Below are 20667 nucleotides of genomic sequence, written 5' to 3' on the forward strand. Positions count from 1 at the left end.
GCGCCACCAAAGGCGGCTCTGCCCGATGTGGGGACGCATAGCCCTGATCATATTGATTGTTAAACGTCGCCTGACGGGTCCCGGGACCCCAATTCGCTTCTGCCATATTGCCTCACTCCGGATGCGAACGCGCCGGCCATTCTTGGCTCTTCCTGCGTCCCGTTCCGGTTACTGCGTCAACCTCTCTCCACGCCAGGCAGCACTTGTGATCAGCGCATTTCCTCGGCAGGAGTGACACCCAAAATACCCAAGCCTGACGAAATGACAACGGCTACCGCACGCGGCAGGGCGATTTTCGCCGCTGATGATGCGTTATTACCATCCTGGAGGAAGCGCAGTTCGGGCTTGTCATTGCCACGGTTCCACAAGGCGTGGAAATCCGACGCCAGTTCATAAAGATAGAACGCAATCCGGTGCGGCTCATGCGTGCGCGCCGCAATCTCTATCAGTCGCGGCCATTCGGCCAACTTCCGGGCCACGGCAAACTCGGCCTCATCCTCGATCCTGGGCGTGCCGGTCAGGACGATCCCCTGATCGTCTGCCTTGCGCAGAACCGACCGCACGCGTGCGTGGGCATATTGCACATAGAACACGGGGTTGTCGCGGCTTTGCTCCAACACCTTGTCGAAATCGAAATCCAACGGCGCGTCGTTCTTGCGCGTCAGCATGACGAACCGGGTCACGTCCGACCCGACTTGTTCGACCACATCGCGCAAGGTGACAAAAGTGCCTGCCCGTTTCGACATTTTGAACGGCGCGCCATTCTTGTACAGTTTCACAAGCTGGGTCAGCTTCACATCCAGCGGCACACGTCCATCCGACAACGCCGACACGGCTGCCTTCATCCGCTTCACATAGCCACCATGATCCGCGCCAAACACGTCGATCAGCGCGTCAAAGCCGCGTTCGATCTTGTCGAAATGATAAGCGATGTCAGGCGCAAAATAGGTCCAGCTGCCATCCGATTTCTTCACCGGACGATCCACATCGTCACCGTGATCGGTGGATTTGAACAAGGTCTGCTCGCGCGGTTCCCAATCTTCGGGCTTTTTGCCCTTGGGCGGCTCCAGCACGCCTTCATAGATCAGACCCTTGTCTTTCAACGCCGCCAAGGCCTCTTCGATGCGGCCCGTGCCATACAGCGATTTTTCCGAGAAGAAGACATCCATCTTCACCCCCAGCATCGCCAGATCCTCGCGGATCAGGTCCAGCATCTTCTCGGTGGCAAACTTGCGAATCTCGGCCAGCCAATACTGCTCGCCCTTTCCGACGAACGCATCGCCAACCTGATCTTTCAGTGCCTGCCCTACCGGCACCAGATAGTCACCCGGATAAGTGCCATCCGCGAACGCCACCTCCTGCCCGTGGGCCTCCAGATAGCGCAGATAGACCGAGCGCGCCAACACATCGACCTGTGCGCCGCCGTCGTTGATGTAATACTCCCGCGTCACGTCATGACCGGCATATTCCAGAAGACTTGCCAACGCGTCGCCAAAGACCGCACCGCGTGTGTGACCCACATGCAAAGGACCTGTCGGGTTTGCCGACACATATTCCACATTGACCTTCTGGCCTGCCCCCATGGACGACCGACCATAGCCCGCATTGCCCAGAACACCCTCGACCAAACCGGCCCAAACCGCCGCATTCAGCCGCAGGTTCAAAAACCCCGGCCCCGCCACTTCGGCCACGTCGATGCGGTCATCAGTGGTCAGCTTGCCCGCCAAAGCCTCTGCAATATCGCGCGGTTTCATCCCCGCTGGCTTTGCCAGGACCATAGCCGCATTGGTCGCCATATCGCCATGGGCCGCATCACGCGGCGGCTCGACCGTCACGTTGTCAAAGCTCAGACGTTCGGGCAGCGCGCCCTCGGCCACCATCGCATTCAGCGCATCGATCACAAGGCTGCGAATATCGGCAAACAGGTTCATGTCTATGGTCCCTTTCTCTCAGCCGCACTCCTAGCACCCCGGCCTCAAAGGTCAAGCGACGCAGGCAACTGAACACAGGCAACAGAACACAGACGCGCCCGCTTCTTCTGGCTAAAAATATCCCGGGGGTGAGGGACACGGTCCCGAGGGGGCAGCGCCCCCTAATCATCCAACCCAAACCGCTTGTGTTCCTGCAAGGCAAAACGGTCCGTCATTCCGGCGATATAATCCGCCACCAAACGCGCCAGTCGGCGGTCGCTGGTGGCCGCCTCAATCTCGACTCGCCATTCGCCAGGCAGGTCGGACGGAACAGCGCGATAATGGGCAAACAGGTCTTCCACGACCCGTGTGACACGCGCGCGCATCGTCACAACCGACGGAGCACGATACATGCGGGTGAACAGGAATTCCCGGATCACCTTCAGATCCGACCAAAGTGCGGGCGAGAACCGGATCACCGCGTGATCCAGCGCGCGGATGTCCTCGACCGATTGCGGGGCGGCCTCGGCCAACACCGCCTGCGAGGTGGTCAAAACATCTTCCACCATCACGCCGAACACCCGGCGCAACGCCTCATGTCGGCGGCGGCCTGCATCCAGACCGGGATAAAGCGCGTCGACCTCGGCTATTGCCGGCCCGATGATTGGCAAAGCCGCGATCTCGTCCAGGGTGAACAGACCCGCGCGCAGCCCATCATGCAGGTCATGGTTGTTATAGGCGATGTCGTCGGCCAGCGCGGCGGCTTGTGCCTCGGCCCCCGCATGGGTGTGCAGTTCCAGATCGTGACGGGTGTTATACTCCGCCAGCGCAGGTGGCAGTTCTCCTGTCACAGGTCCGTTATGTTTCGCAATTCCTTCAAGGGTTTCCCAGGTCAGGTTCAACCCGTCCCATTCGGCATAGTGGCGTTCCAGCGAGGTCACGATCTTTAACGCCTGCGCGTTGTGGTCAAAGCCGCCAAAGGGCTTCATCATCGCGTCCAGCGCATCCTCGCCCGTGTGACCAAACGGCGTGTGCCCCAGATCATGGGCCAGCGCCACCGCTTCGGTCAGGTGACTGTTCAACCCCAGCGCGCCCGCGATGGTGCGTGCCACCTGTGCCACCTCGATCGAGTGGGTCAGCCGCGTGCGGAAGTAATCGCCCTCATGCTCCACGAACACCTGAGTCTTGTGCTTCAGTCTGCGAAAAGCCGAGCTGTGGATGATCCGGTCGCGATCGCGCTGAAACGGTTCGCGAAAGGCGCTTTCGCCTTCGTCATAAAGCCGCCCCCGGCTGCCACCGGGATGGGTTGCATAAATGGCGAGCATACGGCCCCCTTCCGCCTGTCAACGTCGGCGCGCAGGGATGTCCCGTCCCGTCTCCGCCGTCCGGACGTCTTGTCGCGCCCGCATGGCATCCCTATATTCCCTTTGGCGTGAACATGAAATGGATTTCCAATGGACCTGACCCTGCCCCCTACCGTCACAGACCGCGCCTTCGCGCGCCTGTCCGAAATTGGTGCGGGCGCTCAGGGCAAGGCGCTGCGCGTGGCCGTTGAAGGTGGCGGGTGTTCGGGGTTTCAGTATGACATTTCTCTGGATGACCCGGCCGAGGGCGATCTGGTGCTGGAAGGCGCGGGCGAACGCGTCGTGGTGGACGAAGTGTCCCTGCCCTTCCTGACCAATGCGACCATTGATTTCAGCGAAGAGCTGATCGGCGCGCGGTTCATCGTGGACAACCCGAACGCCTCGGCCTCCTGCGGGTGCGGCACATCCTTTTCGATGTAATCCCCCTTTTCTTGCCCCATCCAACCCGCTAGGTGCAGCCCATGCACACCGACTGGGACACCATCATCATTGGCGCAGGCGCTGCGGGATTGTTTTGCGCACCCTTCGCGGCGGCAGGCGGCAAGCGCGTGCTGGTCATTGACCACGCCGCCAAACCCGGCGAGAAAATCCGTATCTCCGGCGGTGGGCGCTGCAATTTCACCAATATGCACGCGGAACCCGCGAACTTCACCGGCCAGAACCGGCATTTCCACAAATCCGCGCTCGCACGATACACCCAATGGGATTTCATCGAGTTGATCGACCGCGCCAGCATTGCATGGCATGAAAAGACGCTCGGGCAGTTGTTTTGTGACGGAAAGTCCACGCAAATCGTTGACCTGCTGGTCCGAAATCTACTCGACGCCGGGGCCGAATTGCGTCTGTCGACCACCGTTCAAATTGTCGCCCGAACGGATGCAGGATTCGCGCTTGAAACCACGGTGGGCACGCTGACATGCAAAAACCTCGTCCTTGCCACGGGCGGCAAGTCGATCCCCAAGATGGGTGCGACAGGTTTTGCCTATGACATCGCCCGCCAGTTTGGGCACGAGGTCATCGAACCCCGCCCCGCACTCGTTCCCCTGACCTTCCCCGAAGGCCGCTTTGCCTCCCTGTCCGGCGTGTCCCTGCCGGTCCGCGTCTGGACCGACCGGGCGCGCTTTGACGAAGCGATGCTGTTCACCCATCGCGGCCTGTCCGGGCCTGCGATCCTGCAAATCTCATCCTTCTGGCGCGAGGGTGAACCAATCCATATTGACCTGGCCGGCGGGCGCGACCTGTTCACCACGCTCCGCAATCAACGTCAGGCCGAGGGGCGGCGGCAAATCTCGACCGAGCTGGCGCGTCATCTGCCTGCGCGTCTGGTGGAGTTTCTGACGGCGGACTTGGCCGACCGGTTCGACCTGACCGCGCGTCTGGCAGACCAGTCGGACACAGCATTGCGCGCGCTGACCGATCAACTGTCTGACTGGACGCTGACCCCGTCCGGGTCAGAGGGCTATCGCACCGCCGAAGTTACCTTGGGCGGGATCGACACCGGCGGGATCGACAGCAGGTCCATGATGTCGAAAACCGTCCACGGGCTCTACTTCATCGGCGAATGCGTGGATGTGACGGGCTGGCTTGGCGGGTTCAACTTTCAATGGGCGTGGTCCAGCGCTCACGCCGCCGGGCAGCATATCGCCGAAGCCTGAAACCCATCGCTTGCACCCCCGCCCGTTTGCGCCCACATTGACCGCCAAACACAGGAGGGGCCGCATGAAAATCGCCAGTTTCAACATCAACGGGATCAAGGCGCGTCTGCCCGCGCTGATGGATTGGCTGGACGAGGCGCAACCTGATGTGGCGATCTTGCAGGAAATCAAGTCGATCGACGAAAACTTCCCGCGCGAAGCTTTTGAAGACAAAGGATATAACGTCGAAACCCATGGCCAGAAAAGCTTCAACGGCGTGGCGCTTTTGTCCAAACTGCCGCTTGAGGATGTGACCCACGGGCTGCCCGGTGACGCCGACGATGAACAGGCCCGCTATATCGAGGCAACCGTGGTTGGCGATCACGCCGTGCGGATCTGCGGGCTCTACCTGCCGAACGGCAACCCGGTGCCGGGGCCGAAATATGACTATAAGCTTGCGTGGATGGATCGACTGCGCACCCGTGCCGAGGAATTGCTGGCAGATGAGATGCCGTTCCTGATGGCGGGCGACTACAACATCATCCCGCAACCCGAAGATGCCGCCCGCCCGCAAGATTGGGTCGACGACGCCCTGTTCCGTCCTGAAAGCCGCGAGGCATGGCGCAAGATCGTGAACCTTGGTCTGACCGAAGCGTTTCGCGCCCGCAATCAGGCATCCGAGCACTACACCTTCTGGGACTTTCAACGCGGCGCGTGGCAGCGCAATGACGGCATTCGGATTGACCATTTCCTGTTGTCGCCGGAATGCGCTGACCTTCTGACCGACTGTCAGATCGACAAGGATGTGCGCGGGCGCGAAAAGCCGTCTGATCATGTCCCGATTTGGGTTGAGTTGGCGGCGTAAGGGTTTGATATGACGCGAAAAATCATCATTGACACTGACCCCGGACAGGACGACGCCGTGGCCATCCTGCTGGCCTTGGCCAGCCCCGAGAAGATCGAGGTTCTGGGCATCACAACCGTTGCCGGAAACGTGCCTTTGGCACTGACGTCAAAGAATGCCCGGATCGTCTGCGAACTGGCGGGAAAGCCGGATACCAAGGTGTTCGCGGGCTGTGACCGCCCCTTGCGGCGCGATCTGGTCACGGCGGAATATGTGCATGGCAAGACGGGGCTGAACGGCCCGGTTCTGCCGGACCCGACCATGCCGCTGCAAGACCAGCACGCCGTTGATTTCATCATAGACACCCTGCGCGCCCATGATGAGGGCACCGTGACCCTGTGCCCGCTCGGCCCGCTGACCAACATCGCCACCGCCTTTGAACGTGCGCCCGATATCATTGACCGCGTGCAGGAGATCATTCTGATGGGCGGGGCCTATTTTGAGGTTGGAAATGTCACCCCCGCGGCCGAATTCAATATCTATGTTGACCCGCAAGCAGCTGATATTGTGTTCAGATCTGGCGTTCCGCTGGTCGTGATGCCCTTGGATGTCACCCACAAGGCGCTGGTGACGAAAGCGCGCAACGACGCCTTTCGCGCCCTGCCCGGCGACGTGGGTCATGCGGTGGCCGAGATGACGGATTTCTTCGAACGGTTCGACAAGGAAAAATACGGATCAGACGGCGCACCGCTGCACGACCCGACCGTGATCGCCTATCTGATCCAGCCCGACCTGTTTCACGGACGCCACGTCAACGTGCAGATCGAAACGCGGTCGGAGCTGACGATGGGCATGACCGTTGCCGATTGGTGGGGCGTCACCGATCATGCGCCCAACGCGCTGTTCGTCGGAGATCTGGACAGCGACGCGTTCTTCACCCTTCTGACAGAAAGGATTGCCCGGTTATGAGCAGCCTGCGCCTTGCCACCCCGGAAGATCTTGACCGGTTGATGCCGCTTGTCGCCGGGTTTCACGCCCAGAACGGCATCGAGCAGGATGACGAAACACGGCGCGGCGCTCTGCAACCTCTGCTCGATGGCTCGCCCCATGGGGCGATCTGGATGATTGGCCCGCGCGTGGCGCCCGTCGGCTATATCGCCGTCAGCTTTGGCTGGTCGATTAAATTTGGCGGGCTGGATGCGTTTCTGGATGAAATCTATGTGCGCGAACGGGTGCGTGGGCGCGGGATGGGCGGCGAAGCGCTGGCGTCCCTTGTGCGGGCCCTGGCCGAACAGGGCGTGGGTGCCATGCATCTGGAAGTCGACGCCGACAATGACCGTGCGCGCCTTCTGTATGAACGGATCGGGTTTCAATCGCGCGATCGCTATCACTTGATGACGCGGGAGATGTAGAGACCCAAAAACTCTGCTAAGGTTCAGGCGATGCGCGAAATCTTTGACAATTCCTATGCCCGCCTGCCCGACAGGTTTTATACGAAATTGCCACCCGTGACGGTGGCCGATCCGCAGGTGCTGCGGGTCAATGATGCCCTTGCGCGGGAGCTTGGGATAGACCCCGACACCCTGACGGCCGAAGTTCTGACCGGCAACACGCTTCTGCCGGGGTCCGAGCCGCTGGCGCAGGTTTATGCGGGCCACCAGTTTGGCGGATGGGTGCCGCGTCTGGGCGACGGGCGGGCGATCCTGCTGGGTGAGGTCACGGGCGATTTTGGACGCCGCGACATCCAATTGAAAGGCTCCGGCGTCACCCCCTACAGCCGCAATGGCGACGGGCGGGCCTGGGTCGGGCCGGTGATGCGCGAATATATCGTGTCCGAAGCGATGCACGCCCTTGGCGTTCCCACGACCCGCGCCCTTGGAGCCGCCCTGACCGGCGAGGGCGTGCAACGCGAACGCCGCTATCCCGGTGCAGTCCTGATGCGCGTGGCCGCCAGCCATATTCGCGTCGGCACCTTCCAGTATTTCGCGGCGCGCGGGGATCGCCCTGCCCTGCGCCTGCTTCTGGATCACTGTATTGCACGCCATTATCCTCAGGCAGACGGACCCTTGTCTTTCTTTGCCGAAGTCGTGGCGGCACAAGCGCGGCTGATCGCGAATTGGATGAGCTTGGGCTTCATCCACGGTGTGATGAACACCGATAATATGGCCGTGTCCGGGGAAACCATCGACTATGGCCCCTGCGCCTTCATGGATGCCTATCACCCGCACACGGTCTTCTCATCCATCGATCAACAAGGGCGCTATGCGTTTCAGTCGCAGGCCAATATGGCCGTCTGGAACCTTGCGCAGCTCGCAACTTCGCTGTTGCCGCTGATGGATGGCGACCCGGATCACGCGGCCGAGGAAGCAACGCGGGTTCTGGAAAGCTTTGTCGAGTATTTCAGCCCCGAATGGATGCGGCTGTTCCGCGCCAAGATCGGGCTGGTGACAGAGGAAGATGGGGATGAGGCGCTGATCACGGGCCTTTTGTCCCGGATGGCCAGTTCGCAGGCCGATTTTACCGCCACGTTCACCGCCCTGACCCAGGGCGATGCAAGCCAGCACATCACCGATGACGGGGCCTGGGACAGCTGGGCCCCGGACTGGACAGGCCGGTTGGAGCAGGAGCCGGGCGACCCCAAGAGGACGATGCGCGCCGCCAATCCCGTTCTGATCCCCCGCAATCACCGCGTGGAGGAGGCCATTCGGGCCGGGATCGACGGGGATTATGCCCCGTTCCACCGGCTGGTCGATGCGTTGGCTCAGCCCTTCGATCCGCGATCAGATGATCTGGACCTCGCCACGCCACCAAAGCCGGATGAGCGCGTCTTGCGCACGTTTTGCGGCACCTGAGACGGTGTGGCTTCTGGAATTGCCGCCGCGACTTTAATAGGTTGAAGCCATGGAACCCCATGCTCTGGACCTGAAGCTGGTCACATACAACATGCGCAAGGCCATCGGGCTGGACCGACGGCGCGACCCGCACCGCATACTGGATGTGATCAATCATCTGGACGCGGATGTTGTGGTGTTGCAGGAAGCAGACCGGCGCCTTGGTCCACGCCCGACCGCCCTGCCCCATCGCCTGTTGTTCGATGAAACCGATTTCGTCGCGGTGCCGTTTGATCACAAAGGTGTTTCGCTGGGAAGCCATGGCAATGCGATCCTTGTGCGCAAGGGGCTGACCTTTCATAGCGCCGAACAGCTTGAATTGCCGGGGCTAGAGCCGCGCGGCGCTGTTTCGATCGAGATCGAAGGACAGTTAAAGCTTGTCGGCACCCATCTGGGCTTACTGCGCCCCTATCGTCATCAGCAAATGCGACAATTGGCGAAGAAGTTGGCGCATTCCCCCTTGCCCACGGTGATTATGGGAGATTTCAACGAATGGTCGCCGAAGCGTGGATTTGAACCGCTGGAACACCGGTTCGATGTGATCTCGCCCGGTCGATCCTTTCACGCCGCGCGGCCCGTTGCGGCGCTGGATCGGCTGGCACTCAGTGAGGGCGTCGAACTGCGCGACGCCGGTGTGGACCAGTCTCCGCTGGCGAAAGTGGCGTCGGATCACTTACCGGTTTGGGCACATGTTCGCGTGAAAGGTTGAGGTCAACCGAACCGCGCCTCAGCGCCGGTGGCTTCGGCATTTGTCAATGGCGAACAGCGTGCTATGACAGCCGGAAACCGCTGGGACACCCGTATGAATATCCTGCAAATTACCTCGCTTCTGATCGTTTTGGCCGGAGCCTTCGGGTCGATCAACTATCTGTTCCTGAAGCTGCCATCACCGATCGGCATATTGTTGGTGTCTCTGATGGCGTCTCTTGCGCTGATGGGGCTGGATTTCCTGATCCCGGCGATGGGTGTCGCCGATCAGGTCCGCAGCATCGTCGCCGATCTGGATTTTTCCGACACGTTGCTGGAAGGCATGTTAGGACTGTTGCTTTTCGCCGGCGCATTGCATGTCAAAATTCAGGATTTGAGAGCGCAATGGGGGGTCGTTTTTCTAATGGCGACCATGGGCGTCGCCCTGTCCACGATTGTTGTAGGTGTCGGTTTCAGTTGGCTGACTGGCGCGCCCCTGCTGATCGCGCTGGTCTTTGGGGCGTTGATCTCGCCCACTGATCCCGTCGCGGTTCTGGGCGTCTTGCGCGAAGCAAATCTGCAAAAATCACTGGAAACAAAGATCGCCGGGGAGAGCCTTTTCAACGATGGGGTTGGCTACGTCGTTTTTTTGGTGCTGGTGGGGCTTGCCTTTACGTCCGGGCAAGGCGAACACGCCCCCGACCCCAGCGTCGAGGCTGCCCTTAAGCTGTTTTTTCAAGAGGCTGTCGGCGGTGCCCTTCTGGGGGTCGTCCTGGGCTGGCTGACCTTTCGCGTCATGCGCCACATCGACGATTATTCACTAGAGGTTTTGTTGACGCTTGGGCTGGCATTTGGCGGCTACGAGCTGGCCGTCGCGCTGCATGTCTCCGGCCCGATCATGGCCGTCTGCGCCGGGTTGTTGATTGGTGATGTGGGCACCAAACATGGGATGAGCGAAGAAACGCGGCGCTATGTCGATGCGTTCTGGAAGCTGATCGACGAAATTCTGAATGCGGTTCTGTTCCTTATGATCGGGTTCGAAGTCTTCGCCGTTGCCTTTACCATGGATGCCGTCACCGCCGGGGTGCTGTCGATAATTCTGGCCCTGATTGCTCGGCTGACGGCTGTGGCCGTGCCAGTCATCTTGCTCAGGCCTTTCCGCAGTTTCTCGCGCGGTGTTGTCCCGATCATGACCTGGGGGGGCTTGAAAGGCGGTATCTCGGTTGCCTTGGCGCTGAGCTTGCCCGACAACGAATGGAAACCCCTGATCCTGACCGCAACCTATATCATCGTCGTTTTCTCGATCATCGTGCAGGGCTTGACGGTCGCGCCGCTTGCGTCGCGGTTGGGGCGCGAACCGGAGTTGATGTAGGGACGACGCCCTTCTCAGGCAGTCCAAGCCCATCTCTGGTCGGCTCAATCCGAGGCCACTGCCCCAAGGATCAGTTCAACCGCCGGGCGGAAATTTCGGGTGAATTCATTGATGGCGAAGGCTTCGCGCATGTCATCCGGCAAGCCTTCGGGGTCGCGATTCGCGGTCAGATCAAATTGCGCGGCGCCTTGCAAAACATTCATCAAGGTGCGCGCAACCAGCCCGGCCCGATCGGGATCCAGATGCATGAGTTTGGCAAGGTGAACAGCGAAGCGTTCAAATTTTGCCAGCATACTTCGTTTGGCGGTAAACAACGGCTCATCCGCCACGTTCGTCTCGATCACCGCGACCAAGCGCGCAAACAGGGGCAGGAACAGCGGTGTATTTTGCGACAGATCGGTCAGATAATCAGCCAAATCCGCCGGATGTGCACTTAGCTCGTGTTCGTTTTCAAAGCGGCCGACAAGATCCTCCAACGCTTCGACGAACAAAAGCAAGAACAGCTCTTCTTTGGAACGGACGTAAAGATACAGCGTTCCCTTGGCGAGATTGGCACGGCGTGCCAGGGCGTTCATGGTCACACCGTCAAAGCCCAATTCTTCGATCAGATCACGCGCGGCGGCCAGAATCTCTGCCTGCCGCTTGACCTTCTGATCCTCGGATCGGGCTCTTTTACTTGAATGTATCGTCAACGATCTCCGCCATTCCCGCCTGTCGCAAGTCAAGCCCGCGCGTTGATCTGACTATCGGACGATCATTGCCTGCTTGGCAAGAGCGGCTGTAGTGCGATGGCGGTATTCGCCGCTACGTCAGATCGGCCAGTCACTTCTCGCGGGTGACTGTTTATCGCTTGGTGAAGCTGCATGAAAACGACGGAACCCGTGGCAAAACGAACTTGGCGACGGGCGGGTGCGGTATGAAAGTGCGGACCAGGATCCATCGCGTCAGGTGATCATATTCATCACTGATGTCGACTTGCCTTGCCTGCGAAAACCGGGTCTTGTCGCCGGGTTGCTTTCCTGAACCTGTGAAGTGTCGCGACCATGCAAAACATCCGTGGAATTTTCTTGATCATCTTCGCCATGGCTGCGTTCGCGTTGGAAGATGTCTTCATCAAGTCGATGACGCAGGGGATGCCTACCTCGCAAACCTTGTTTCTTCTTGGGGTTGGCGGCGCGGTGGCCTTTGCCATTATCACCTATGCCCAACGTGGCACGCTTGCCCCGCTTGTGCATCGTGACATGAAATCAAGGGCCATGCTGTGGCGCAATGCGTCCGAAGCCGTTTCGGCAATGTTTTTCGTGACCGCCCTGTCGCTCGTCCCCCTGTCCACGGTTTTGGCGGTGTTTCAGGCGATGCCGCTGGCCACGACGGCAGGTGCCGCGCTGTTTCTGGGTGAACAGGTCGGCTGGCGTCGGTGGACCGCCATTGGCATCGGTTTTCTTGGTGTTCTTCTGATTATTCGTCCGGGCGCAGACGGCTTCCAGATGGCCGCCCTGCTGCCGATTGCTGCCGTGTTTGGCATCGCCCTTCGCGATCTGCTGACCCGCCAGCTTGACCCGACGATCCCGTCCACCAGCGTGGCATTCTATGCGTTTCTAACTTGCATTCCGGCGGGTGTCATTTTGATCCCGGTCAGTGGATCGTTCGTCGTCCCTGAGCAGACTGGTTGGCTGCTGATGCTGGGGGCAACAGTTTTCGGCGTGTCTGGTTATTATGCCATCGTCATTGCCCTGCGTGTGGCCGAGACGTCGATCATCATGCCGTTCAGATACAGTCGTTTGATCTTCTCGATCTTTTTGGGGATCGTCGTGTTCGGCGAAGATCCCGACCGCTTGACCTATCTTGGGGCAAGCGTCGTGATCGGCACCGGCATCTATACCTTCCTGCGCGAACGGCGTGTAATGCGCGGAGACATCACTGACCCCGCGTAAGGCTGTTGTCGGATGACGCAAGACGCGCTAAAGAGCCTCAACTGAAGTTTTCTTCTTATTGGGAGCGCTAACATGACCATCATCGTCGATATTTTTGCCCGCGAGATTCTGGACAGCCGAGGCAACCCGACCGTTGAGGTAGACGTGATCCTGGACGATGGCACGCTGGGCCGCGCTGCCGTGCCGTCCGGGGCATCGACCGGGGCGCATGAAGCCGTTGAAAAGCGCGATGGCGACAAGGCGCGTTATATGGGCAAAGGCGTTCTGGAAGCGGTCGAGGCCGTAAATGGCGAGATTGCCGATACTCTGGTCGGCTTTGACGCCACCGAACAGGAAGCCATCGACGCAGCCATGTGCGAACTGGATGGCACGCCGAACAAGGCCCGTCTGGGTGCCAACGCCATTCTTGGTGTCTCGCTGGCCGTGGCGAAAGCCGCCGCCGATGCCTCTGCCCTGCCCCTTTACCGTTATGTCGGCGGGGCGTCTGCGCGCGTGTTGCCGGTGCCGATGATGAACATAATCAACGGCGGTGAACATGCCGACAACCCGATCGACATTCAGGAATTCATGATCATGCCCGTGTCTGCGAAAAACATTCGCGAAGCCGTGCGGATGGGATCGGAAGTGTTCCACACCCTGAAAAAAGAGCTGTCGGCCGCTGGCCTGTCCACCGGCATCGGCGACGAGGGCGGCTTCGCCCCAAATATCGGCTCGACCCGCGACGCGCTCGACTTCATCATGAGCTCGATCAAGAAAGCGGGCTACACACCGGGCGAAGACATCTATCTGGCGCTCGATTGCGCCGCGACCGAGTATTACAAGGACGGAAAATATGTCCTTTCAGGCGAAGGTAAATCGCTGACCAGCGAGGAGAATGCCCAATATCTGAAAGCACTCTGCGACGACTATCCGATCATCTCGATCGAAGACGGCATGTCGGAAGACGACTGGGACGGCTGGGTCGCCTTGACCGAACTGCTGGGCGACAAGATCCAGCTTGTGGGCGATGACCTGTTCGTGACCAACCCCGAACGTCTGGCCGAGGGGATCGCGAAAGGCGCGGCCAACTCGATGCTGGTGAAGGTCAACCAGATCGGCACCTTGTCCGAGACGCTGAAAGCCGTCGACATGGCCCACCGCGCACGAATGACCAACGTCATGTCGCACCGCTCGGGCGAGACTGAGGATGCGACCATCGCCGACCTTGCCGTCGCCACCAATTGCGGCCAGATCAAAACCGGGTCGCTCGCACGCTCGGACCGGCTCGCGAAATACAACCAACTGATCCGGATCGAGGAAATGCTGGGGGTGACGGCGGAATATGCCGGGCGGTCGATTTTGAAGTAAGCGATTTGCCGATTATCAGGGTAAAGGCCGGTGCAATGCTCCGGCCTTTTTCTTTGCATGGCGATCAAGAGCCCTAACTGGCCACCGGCTGATACGACTTTTGGCCTTCCTGCGCCCGCTTCATTGCGGACATGGCCTCTTTACTGGTCATGAGCTTGGTTGTTGATCCACCCGCCATGGTTCCGGAGGCGCCAACCACCAAGGCACACGCAGCCATTACTTCATCGCTCGGCGCTTCGATTAGCGCCATGACATCATCCTCTCCGAAGCAGAAAAACAGGTGATGCAACTTACCACCCAACGCCGCAATCAACTTCCCTGCGGCAGCTTCGCGATCTTGCGGCTTTTCCACGAGGGACCGCAAGGAATCGGTACTGTATTGACCTTTGAACATATAAAACGACATCTGATCTTCCTTTCTTGTTGAAAGGTTCCGTGCCGCAGACACCTGCCCCATCGCGCAGTATTGTGACCGAACCCTATCACGGATGTACGCTTGTGTCATTTTTCGCAGGCACGAAAGAATGTGCCCAACCAGAAAACGATAAGACATGACCCCCGAGCAAATCATCATCCACCTCGACCTCGCCCCGCACCCCGAAGGCGGGCATTAACGTCAGACATGGGTGGATGTGGCCAGCGATGGTCGCCCATCCGGCACCTGCATCTGTTTCCTGTTGAAAGACAGCGAGCGCAGCCGTTGGCACCGGGTCGATGCGACCGAGATCTGGCTGTATCACGCGGGGGCGCCGCTGATCCTGTCAATGGCGGCGACCGATGCAGGGTCTGCGTTGGATCAGGAGCTCGGCGCGGACCTTGCGGCGGGTCAATCGCCGCAAATGATCGTGCCACACCACCACTGGCAGGCCGCTCGATCCACCGGTGCCTATTCGTTGGTCAGTTGTGTCGTGTCACCGAGGTTTCAGTTCGACGGTTTCACGCTGACGCCCGAAGGGTTCGACATCCCCCGCGCCTGATGGGCTTAGCCACCCAGCAAAAGCGCCGAGACCGGGGCCATTGCCACTGTTTTCGCCCGGTTTCCAAGGTTCCATTCGATCAGGGCTTGCAGGGTCTCCGCCTGCGCGCGGCCCAGCATGATCACACCATCTTCCTGACCGGCCTTGAAGGCGGCATTGTCCAGAAAACGGCGCATGACCTTGCCATCCTGCCCTTCGCCATCCAGTTCACGGAACACGACGCCCGCAGCAACACCGTTTTTCAGCGCGGTTTTGTGGCCAGTGTTCAGGCCTTGCGGTTCAGACACCAGCCCGTGCCCGCTGGCAATCAAAATCTCGGAAATCTGCGCCGCAAGCTGGCTATTGCTTTGAAACCCGCTGTCTTCAGCCATGAAAACTCCAACAGCAAGGTCCAGAAGCGGTGCCTGAGCCTGAAAGATCACTTCGGCATCTGTCGGGGTCGCATTCACGGGCAAGGCGGGCACAATCAACACCTCGGCGCCGACATCTCGATAAAAGGAAATGGCCTGGGCTGCATCCGGGGCACTGGCATCCACGATGAAGCTGACCGGGAACGGCAAATTGTTCAGATCTCCCAACGATTGACGCGCTGCGCCCTGATCCACCAACACGACGGACATCAGTGGACGACCTTCCGGATTGGCAAAGACGGCGGCATTTTGTTCGATGGCCAGCAGCGGCGTGTCCGTCAGGACCGGGTCGTCACCTGTCGCCTCGGCGTCTCCGTCCGTTGTTGACTGCTCAATCGTGGGCAAGCGGTTGGTCGTCACACCATCTGCCAGATCACCGATGGGGGCGACGGGGTCGCTTTTGATCTGCGGGGTGTTGGCAAGGTCGGGTATGGATTGCGGCAGGTTGCGGTCAGCCGATTCCCCGGCCGCGTTGGGATCTGTATCGGTGTCTTCATTCGCCTCACCGGTATCCTGTTCCGAGGCGTCCTGTTCCAAGGCGTCTTGCTCTGCTGGCTGTGGCGCGTCATCAGACGGGGCCGCGGGTGGCGCGTCGGTTTCACCCGGTGCATCACTGTCCGGCACGGCAGGTTCGGGCGGAGGGGCTGGCGCATCTGCCACGGGAACATCTGCATCTGGCGCCACATCTGCCGTTTCCATGTCGGCCGGCGCATCCGGTGCACTGATCGCGTCTGGCGGTGTATCATTGGCAACCGGCGGGTCTTCGGTTGGCGGCACTGCGTCTTCGGTGATCGTTATGTCCTGATCAACCGCCGGCGGATCGACCCGCCCCGGTTGCACCGGTGCCAATTGCAGCGACACAACCGCAAGACCAAGACCCGACACGACCGTCCCGGCCAAAACACCTGACAAGAAGCCCTTTGCCATGGCTTTCTCTCCCCGAAACCTCATCCTTTGCACGTGCCGCTCTTGACCGTCGGCACCTGCGTGGATCATGTATAGCCCGACAATCGCAGGACGTAACCCCTGCTGAGACATTCTTGGCGAAAGGCCGCACCATGATCCTGCTGATCGATAATTATGACAGCTTTACTTACAATCTCGTCCATTATTTCGGCGAGTTGGGGGCAGATGTTGTGGTCAAACGCAACGACGCGCTGGATGTGCAAGAGGCGATGGGCATGGGCGCGGATGGAATCGTTTTGTCCCCCGGTCCCTGTGATCCGGCGCAGGCGGGCATCTGTCTGGCCTTGACCGCCGCTGCGGCTGACGCGAAAGTTCCCCTGTTTGGCGTCTGTCTTGGCCATCAAGCGATTGGCGAGGCGTTTGGCGGCAAGGTCGTGCGCGCACCCGAGATCGTGCATGGCAAGATGGGAGAGATCAGGCACCAGGGTAAAGGCGTGTTCGAAGGTCTGCCCTCGCCGCTTCTGGCCACACGCTATCATTCGCTGGTCGTAGATCGCGACAGCCTGCCCGATTGTCTGGAAATCACCGCCGAGCTGGACAACGGATTGATCATGGGTCTGCGCCACAAAGAGCTTGAGGTGGAAGGCGTGCAGTTCCACCCGGAAAGCATCCGGTCCGAGCATGGCCACGCAATGCTTCAAAATTTCCTGAACAAGACGAAAGTAACCGCATGAGCGACGCAATGAAACCGCTGATCTATGCCGCGACCGAGGGGCCACTGTCCCGCGCTCAGGCCGAGCTTGCCTTTGAAGAACTGTTCGAAGGGCGCGCAACCCCCGCCCAGATCGGTGCGCTTCTGGCTGCGATGCGGGCGCGTGGCGAAAGTGTTTCCGAATACGCGGCGGCGGCGGCCGTGATGCGCGCCAAATGCGCCAAGGTCAGCGCCCCGGACGGCGCGATGGATATTGTTGGCACGGGAGGTGATGGGATGGGCACGTTGAACATCTCGACCGCGACGGCCTTTGTCGTGGCGGGCGCAGGCGTGACCGTGGCCAAACATGGCAACCGCAACCTGTCATCGAAATCAGGCGCGGCGGACGCGCTGACCGAAATGGGCGTGAACGTCATGGTCGGCGCTGATGTGGCAGAACGCGCCATCAACAAGGTCGGCATCGGCTTCATGATGGCCCCGATGCACCACCCGGCGATGAAGCATGTGATGCCCGTGCGTCAGGAAATGGGGTGCAAGACGATCTTCAATATCCTTGGCCCCCTGACCAACCCGGCAGGTGTCAAACGTCAGTTGACCGGGGCGTTTGCTGCCGACCTGATCTTTCCGATGGCCGAAACCCTGCAATCGCTGGGGTCGGAAAAAGCGTGGCTGGTGCATGGAGCGGACGGGATGGACGAGATCTCGATCACCGGAGTGACATCAGTTGCTGCGCTTGAGGATGGTAAAATCCATTCCCGCGAAATTCACCCCGAAGATGCGGGGCTTCCAGTGCACCGGCTTGCGTCGATCCTCGGGGGCGAGCCTGCCGAGAATGCCGTCGCCTTCCGCGCGCTGCTGGAAGGCGAGGCATCTGCCTTCCGCGATGCCGTTCTTTTGAACGCCGCTGCTGCACTTGTGGTGGCCGACAAGGCAAGCGATCTGAAAGAAGGCGTTGGATTGGCGGCTGAAAGCATCGACAGCGGAGCGGCGAAAGCCAAGATCGAAGCGTTGGCAAAGCTGACGTCGGTCGCGTGACATACCGCGCCTTGCCCCTTAACACACGAAGGCATAAACCACGCCCATGAGCACCGTTTTAGACAAGATCAAAGCCTACAAGCTGGACCATGTGGCCGCATGCAAAGCGGCCCGCCCCCTGTCCGCGGTCGAGGCCGCCGCCCGTGAGGCAAGCCCCACGCGGGACTTTGCGCGATCGCTGATGAAGGCCGCTGAAACCGGCTATGGCCTGATCGCCGAGGTCAAGAAGGCCAGCCCGTCCAAAGGTCTGATCCGCGCCGATTTCGACCCATCGGCGCTTGCAAAAGCCTATGAGGCCGGCGGCGCGACCTGCCTGTCGGTGCTGACCGACACACCGTCCTTCCAGGGCGCGGACGACTATTTGGTCGCTGCGCGCGACGCGGTCTTGCTTCCAGCCCTGCGCAAAGACTTCATGTATGACGCCTATCAGGTCGCTGAAGCCCGCGCCTTGGGGGCTGACTGCATCCTCATCATCATGGCCTCGGTAGAGGACACTCAAGCGCAAGAGCTTGAAGATGCAGCCTTTTCATGGGGCATGGATGTGCTGATCGAGGTGCATGACGAGGCCGAACTGGAGCGCGCCCTTGCGTTGAAATCGCCGCTTCTGGGCGTGAACAACCGCAACCTGAAGACTTTCGAGACGACACTGGACACCACCCGCCGCCTGTCAAAACTTGCGCCCGCTGATCGTCACCTTGTGTGCGAAAGCGGATTGTCTACTCCGCAAGATCTGGCCGATATGGCTGAATATGGCGCGCGGTCGTTCCTGATCGGCGAAAGCCTGATGCGTCAGGACCACGTCGAGGCCGCAACCCGCGCCCTGCTTGCCAATCCGGTGCCCGCATGAGCGACAAATCCCCCCTCACCCATTTCGACGCAGATGGACAGGCTCATATGGTCGACGTGTCCGACAAGGCCGTGACAGACCGCGTCGCGCTGGCCGAGGGGTTCGTGAAGATGACGCCCGAGACATTGGCCCTTGTCACTTCCGGCTCGGCGAAAAAAGGTGACGTTCTGGGTGTGGCGCGGCTGGCCGGGATCATGGGGGCAAAACGCACCTCGGACCTGATCCCTTTGTGTCATCCCCTGTCCATCACCAAGGTCGCGCTGGAGCTGGCCCCACAGCCCGACCTGCCCGGCGTGCGCATCACCGCGACCGTCAAGACCGGCGGCCAAACAGGGGTCGAGATGGAAGCGTTGACCGCTGTGTCTGTTGCCTGTCTGACCGTTTATGACATGCTCAAAGCCGCCGAAAAAGGCATGCAGATCACCGGCATCCGCCTTCTGCGTAAAGAAGGCGGAAAATCCGGGGTCTACGCACGAGAATCCGGGGATACCTGATGATCACCGTAGCTAAGGCGCTGGACGCGATATTCGATCTGGTGCGGCCTCTGGGCACGGAAGAGGTGCCACTGGCCGACGCGGCGAACCGCACCCTTGCCGCCCCCATCACAGCCTCCCGCCTGCAACCGCCCTTCGCGGCCTCGGCCATGGACGGTTATGCGCTGAACGGGGTGGAGGCCGACCCCGAAGCAATGTTTCGCGTCATCGGCGAAAGTGCGGCAGGGCATGGATTTCATGGCCACGTTGGCCCCGGCGAATGTGTGCGGATCTTCACCGGTGCGCCGATGCCTGACGGTGCGGATCGCGTGATCATTCAGGAAGATGTAGAGCGTAAGGGCGATCTGATCACGCTTGCGCGCAAATTGGACACAGTCCCACATGTGCGTCCGGCGGGTGCCGATTTCGCACCCGGTGACACAATCCCGGCACCCCGCGTGCTGTCACCTGCCGACCTCGCGCTGGCGGCGGCGATGAACGTGCCCACCTTGACCGTCACCCGCAAACCCATCATCGCGCTTATGGCCACCGGAGACGAATTGGTTATGCCGGGCGAAACCCCCGGCCCGGATCAGATCATCGCGTCCAATGCCTTTGGCCTGAAAGCCTTGATCGAGGCAAATGGTGGCCACGCCCGCATGTTGCCGATTGCACGAGACAATGCCGACAGCTTGCGCACCGCGTTTGATCTGGCCGCGGATGCCGATCTGATCGTGACCATAGGCGGCGCATCTGTTGGCGACCATGATCTGGTCGGCGACGTGGCCGCCGAATTGGGGATGGAACAGAGCTTCTATAAGGTGCTGATGCGCCCCGGAAAGCCTTTGATGGCTGGGCGGATGGGAAATGCTGTTATGATCGGCCTACCCGGAAATCCGGTGTCCTCGATGGTCTGCGGCCATGTGTTTCTGGTGCCTGCCATGCGCGCGATGCTCGGGTTGGGGACAGCGGCAGCGCCGCGCAAAACAGCGATCTTGGCTGCCCCGCTCAAGGCGAACGGCCCGCGCGAACATTACATGCGGGCACGGGTTGATGGTGACGAGATAACGATATTCGACAGCCAGGACAGCGCGCTCTTGAGCGTATTGTCTCAGGCCAATGCGCTGGCCATTCGCCCCGCGTCCGATCCAGCGCGCGAAGCAGGCGAAAGGCTTGACTACCTCCCGATCTGACACGATCTGCTGACCCTGCGTTCCCGCCTGACGTGCGCTGTTGACACAAAAAGGGAACAGGGATAGAACATTCACTGAACGCCCCGCAACGAGGGCCCTTTCTAACCCGTCGCTTAGGCTGCGGTATCGGA

The 20667-nt window shown here is 60.3% G+C and carries 20 protein-coding genes and 1 pseudogene; 16 read left to right on the plus strand and 5 right to left on the minus strand.

Annotated features, from left to right (window positions below):
* Positions 1 to 209 precede the first annotated feature (209 nt).
* Together argS and BMY55_RS11010 are read right to left on the minus strand one after the other, a co-directional pair.
* A complete protein-coding gene (gene argS, locus BMY55_RS11005; RefSeq protein WP_091430625.1) occupies positions 210 to 1931 on the minus strand; it encodes an arginine--tRNA ligase in 1722 nt (573 codons plus the stop codon).
* Between the two features lie 161 nt (positions 1932 to 2092).
* Positions 2093 to 3235 carry a deoxyguanosinetriphosphate triphosphohydrolase gene (locus tag BMY55_RS11010; protein WP_091430627.1) on the minus strand — a complete coding sequence of 381 codons (1143 nt, stop codon included), beginning with the start codon at positions 3233 to 3235 and terminating at the stop codon, positions 2093 to 2095.
* Between the two features lie 135 nt (positions 3236 to 3370).
* Here BMY55_RS11010 and BMY55_RS11015 point away from each other — a divergent pair, with 135 nt between their 5' ends.
* The 8 genes from BMY55_RS11015 to BMY55_RS11050 all read left to right on the plus strand — a co-directional run bounded on the left by BMY55_RS11015 (position 3371) and on the right by BMY55_RS11050 (position 10702).
* Positions 3371 to 3694 (plus strand): HesB/IscA family protein, encoded by a 324-nt coding sequence (locus tag BMY55_RS11015; RefSeq protein ID WP_091432406.1) that lies wholly within the window; start codon positions 3371 to 3373, stop codon positions 3692 to 3694.
* A gap of 41 nt (positions 3695 to 3735) precedes the next feature.
* Entirely contained in the window at positions 3736 to 4929 is a 1194-nt protein-coding gene (locus tag BMY55_RS11020) for a BaiN/RdsA family NAD(P)/FAD-dependent oxidoreductase (RefSeq protein ID WP_091430629.1), read from the plus strand.
* A gap of 64 nt (positions 4930 to 4993) precedes the next feature.
* On the plus strand, positions 4994 to 5773 hold the full coding sequence (gene xth / locus BMY55_RS11025) for an exodeoxyribonuclease III (protein ID WP_091430631.1): 780 nt from the start codon (positions 4994 to 4996) through the stop codon (positions 5771 to 5773).
* Between the two features lie 9 nt (positions 5774 to 5782).
* Positions 5783 to 6721 carry a nucleoside hydrolase gene (locus BMY55_RS11030; protein WP_091430633.1) on the plus strand — a complete coding sequence of 313 codons (939 nt, stop codon included), beginning with the start codon at positions 5783 to 5785 and terminating at the stop codon, positions 6719 to 6721.
* Positions 6718 to 7164, plus strand: coding sequence for a GNAT family N-acetyltransferase (locus BMY55_RS11035; RefSeq protein ID WP_091430635.1), 447 nt, complete (start codon positions 6718 to 6720; stop codon positions 7162 to 7164). The genes BMY55_RS11030 and BMY55_RS11035 overlap by 4 nt, the downstream gene beginning before the upstream one ends.
* 30 nt (positions 7165 to 7194) lie before the next feature.
* A complete protein-coding gene (locus BMY55_RS11040) occupies positions 7195 to 8604 on the plus strand; it encodes a protein adenylyltransferase SelO (protein ID WP_091430637.1) in 1410 nt (469 codons plus the stop codon).
* 49 nt (positions 8605 to 8653) lie between these two features.
* Positions 8654 to 9352 (plus strand): endonuclease/exonuclease/phosphatase family protein, encoded by a 699-nt coding sequence (locus BMY55_RS11045; RefSeq protein ID WP_091430639.1) that lies wholly within the window; start codon positions 8654 to 8656, stop codon positions 9350 to 9352.
* A gap of 93 nt (positions 9353 to 9445) precedes the next feature.
* Positions 9446 to 10702, plus strand: coding sequence for a cation:proton antiporter (locus BMY55_RS11050; RefSeq protein ID WP_091432409.1), 1257 nt, complete (start codon positions 9446 to 9448; stop codon positions 10700 to 10702).
* 44 nt (positions 10703 to 10746) lie between these two features.
* Here the strand turns inward: BMY55_RS11050 and BMY55_RS11055 are convergent, their stop codons facing one another.
* Complete coding sequence (locus BMY55_RS11055; protein WP_177179326.1) at positions 10747 to 11394, minus strand: TetR/AcrR family transcriptional regulator; 648 nt, start codon at positions 11392 to 11394, stop codon at positions 10747 to 10749.
* A gap of 351 nt (positions 11395 to 11745) precedes the next feature.
* On the opposite strand from BMY55_RS11055, the gene BMY55_RS11060 reads away from it, so the two are divergent.
* Both BMY55_RS11060 and eno read left to right on the plus strand, forming a co-directional pair.
* Positions 11746 to 12636: a DMT family transporter gene (locus BMY55_RS11060; RefSeq protein WP_091430644.1), complete on the plus strand. Its 891-nt coding sequence runs from the start codon at positions 11746 to 11748 to the stop codon at positions 12634 to 12636.
* Between the two features lie 72 nt (positions 12637 to 12708).
* Positions 12709 to 13983, plus strand: a complete 1275-nt coding sequence (eno, locus tag BMY55_RS11065) for a phosphopyruvate hydratase (RefSeq protein ID WP_091430646.1) — start codon at positions 12709 to 12711, stop codon at positions 13981 to 13983.
* Positions 13984 to 14056: 73 nt separating this feature from the next.
* On the opposite strand, the gene BMY55_RS11070 is transcribed toward eno, so the two are convergent.
* A complete protein-coding gene (locus tag BMY55_RS11070) occupies positions 14057 to 14389 on the minus strand; it encodes a GYD domain-containing protein (RefSeq protein WP_177179327.1) in 333 nt (110 codons plus the stop codon).
* 145 nt (positions 14390 to 14534) lie between these two features.
* Between BMY55_RS11070 and BMY55_RS11075 the strand changes: the two are divergent.
* Positions 14535 to 14960, plus strand: a pseudogene (locus BMY55_RS11075) (cupin domain-containing protein).
* Between the two features lie 5 nt (positions 14961 to 14965).
* Here the strand turns inward: BMY55_RS11075 and BMY55_RS11080 are convergent.
* Entirely contained in the window at positions 14966 to 16297 is a 1332-nt protein-coding gene (locus tag BMY55_RS11080; RefSeq protein WP_177179328.1) for a divergent polysaccharide deacetylase family protein, read from the minus strand.
* Positions 16298 to 16428: 131 nt separating this feature from the next.
* Here BMY55_RS11080 and BMY55_RS11085 point away from each other — a divergent pair, with 131 nt between their 5' ends.
* Genes BMY55_RS11085 through BMY55_RS11105 form a run of 5 tightly spaced genes read left to right on the plus strand, consistent with a single transcriptional unit; the run spans position 16429 to position 20536 of the window.
* Positions 16429 to 17010 carry an anthranilate synthase component II gene (locus tag BMY55_RS11085; protein WP_091432415.1) on the plus strand — a complete coding sequence of 194 codons (582 nt, stop codon included), beginning with the start codon at positions 16429 to 16431 and terminating at the stop codon, positions 17008 to 17010.
* Complete coding sequence (gene trpD / locus BMY55_RS11090; protein ID WP_091430649.1) at positions 17007 to 18023, plus strand: anthranilate phosphoribosyltransferase; 1017 nt, start codon at positions 17007 to 17009, stop codon at positions 18021 to 18023. The genes BMY55_RS11085 and trpD overlap by 4 nt, the downstream gene beginning before the upstream one ends.
* Positions 18024 to 18069: 46 nt before the next feature.
* The gene (gene trpC / locus BMY55_RS11095) at positions 18070 to 18870 is read left to right on the plus strand and encodes an indole-3-glycerol phosphate synthase TrpC (RefSeq protein WP_091430650.1); all 801 of its coding nucleotides are present in this window, start codon (positions 18070 to 18072) and stop codon (positions 18868 to 18870) included.
* Complete coding sequence (gene moaC, locus BMY55_RS11100) at positions 18867 to 19364, plus strand: cyclic pyranopterin monophosphate synthase MoaC (protein WP_091430652.1); 498 nt, start codon at positions 18867 to 18869, stop codon at positions 19362 to 19364. Before trpC ends, moaC begins: the two co-directional genes overlap by 4 nt.
* Positions 19364 to 20536 carry a molybdopterin molybdotransferase MoeA gene (locus tag BMY55_RS11105; RefSeq protein WP_091430654.1) on the plus strand — a complete coding sequence of 391 codons (1173 nt, stop codon included), beginning with the start codon at positions 19364 to 19366 and terminating at the stop codon, positions 20534 to 20536. Before moaC ends, BMY55_RS11105 begins: the two co-directional genes overlap by 1 nt.
* Positions 20537 to 20667: the final 131 nt, after the last annotated feature.

This window comes from Aliiroseovarius sediminilitoris (assembly GCF_900109955.1).
Lineage (GTDB): Bacteria > Pseudomonadota > Alphaproteobacteria > Rhodobacterales > Rhodobacteraceae > Aliiroseovarius > Aliiroseovarius sediminilitoris.

Bases quoted from the DNA above. Each gene is read 5' to 3' on its own strand.
- BMY55_RS11045 (WP_091430639.1), top strand. From the start codon at position 8,654: ATGGAACCCCATGCTCTGGACCTGAAGCTGGTCACATACAACATGCGC.
- BMY55_RS11085 (WP_091432415.1), top strand. From the start codon at position 16,429: ATGATCCTGCTGATCGATAATTATGACAGCTTTACTTACAATCTCGTC.
- BMY55_RS11020 (WP_091430629.1), top strand. From the start codon at position 3,736: ATGCACACCGACTGGGACACCATCATCATTGGCGCAGGCGCTGCGGGA.
- BMY55_RS11105 (WP_091430654.1), top strand. From the start codon at position 19,364: ATGATCACCGTAGCTAAGGCGCTGGACGCGATATTCGATCTGGTGCGG.
- trpD (WP_091430649.1), top strand. From the start codon at position 17,007: ATGAGCGACGCAATGAAACCGCTGATCTATGCCGCGACCGAGGGGCCA.
- BMY55_RS11040 (WP_091430637.1), top strand. From the start codon at position 7,195: ATGCGCGAAATCTTTGACAATTCCTATGCCCGCCTGCCCGACAGGTTT.
- BMY55_RS11060 (WP_091430644.1), top strand. From the start codon at position 11,746: ATGCAAAACATCCGTGGAATTTTCTTGATCATCTTCGCCATGGCTGCG.
- moaC (WP_091430652.1), top strand. From the start codon at position 18,867: ATGAGCGACAAATCCCCCCTCACCCATTTCGACGCAGATGGACAGGCT.
- BMY55_RS11030 (WP_091430633.1), top strand. From the start codon at position 5,783: ATGACGCGAAAAATCATCATTGACACTGACCCCGGACAGGACGACGCC.
- argS (WP_091430625.1), bottom strand. From the start codon at position 1,931: ATGAACCTGTTTGCCGATATTCGCAGCCTTGTGATCGATGCGCTGAAT.
- BMY55_RS11070 (WP_177179327.1), bottom strand. From the start codon at position 14,389: ATGTCGTTTTATATGTTCAAAGGTCAATACAGTACCGATTCCTTGCGG.
- trpC (WP_091430650.1), top strand. From the start codon at position 18,070: ATGAGCACCGTTTTAGACAAGATCAAAGCCTACAAGCTGGACCATGTG.
- BMY55_RS11050 (WP_091432409.1), top strand. From the start codon at position 9,446: ATGAATATCCTGCAAATTACCTCGCTTCTGATCGTTTTGGCCGGAGCC.
- xth (WP_091430631.1), top strand. From the start codon at position 4,994: ATGAAAATCGCCAGTTTCAACATCAACGGGATCAAGGCGCGTCTGCCC.
- BMY55_RS11035 (WP_091430635.1), top strand. From the start codon at position 6,718: ATGAGCAGCCTGCGCCTTGCCACCCCGGAAGATCTTGACCGGTTGATG.
- BMY55_RS11080 (WP_177179328.1), bottom strand. From the start codon at position 16,297: ATGGCAAAGGGCTTCTTGTCAGGTGTTTTGGCCGGGACGGTCGTGTCG.
- BMY55_RS11010 (WP_091430627.1), bottom strand. From the start codon at position 3,235: ATGCTCGCCATTTATGCAACCCATCCCGGTGGCAGCCGGGGGCGGCTT.
- eno (WP_091430646.1), top strand. From the start codon at position 12,709: ATGACCATCATCGTCGATATTTTTGCCCGCGAGATTCTGGACAGCCGA.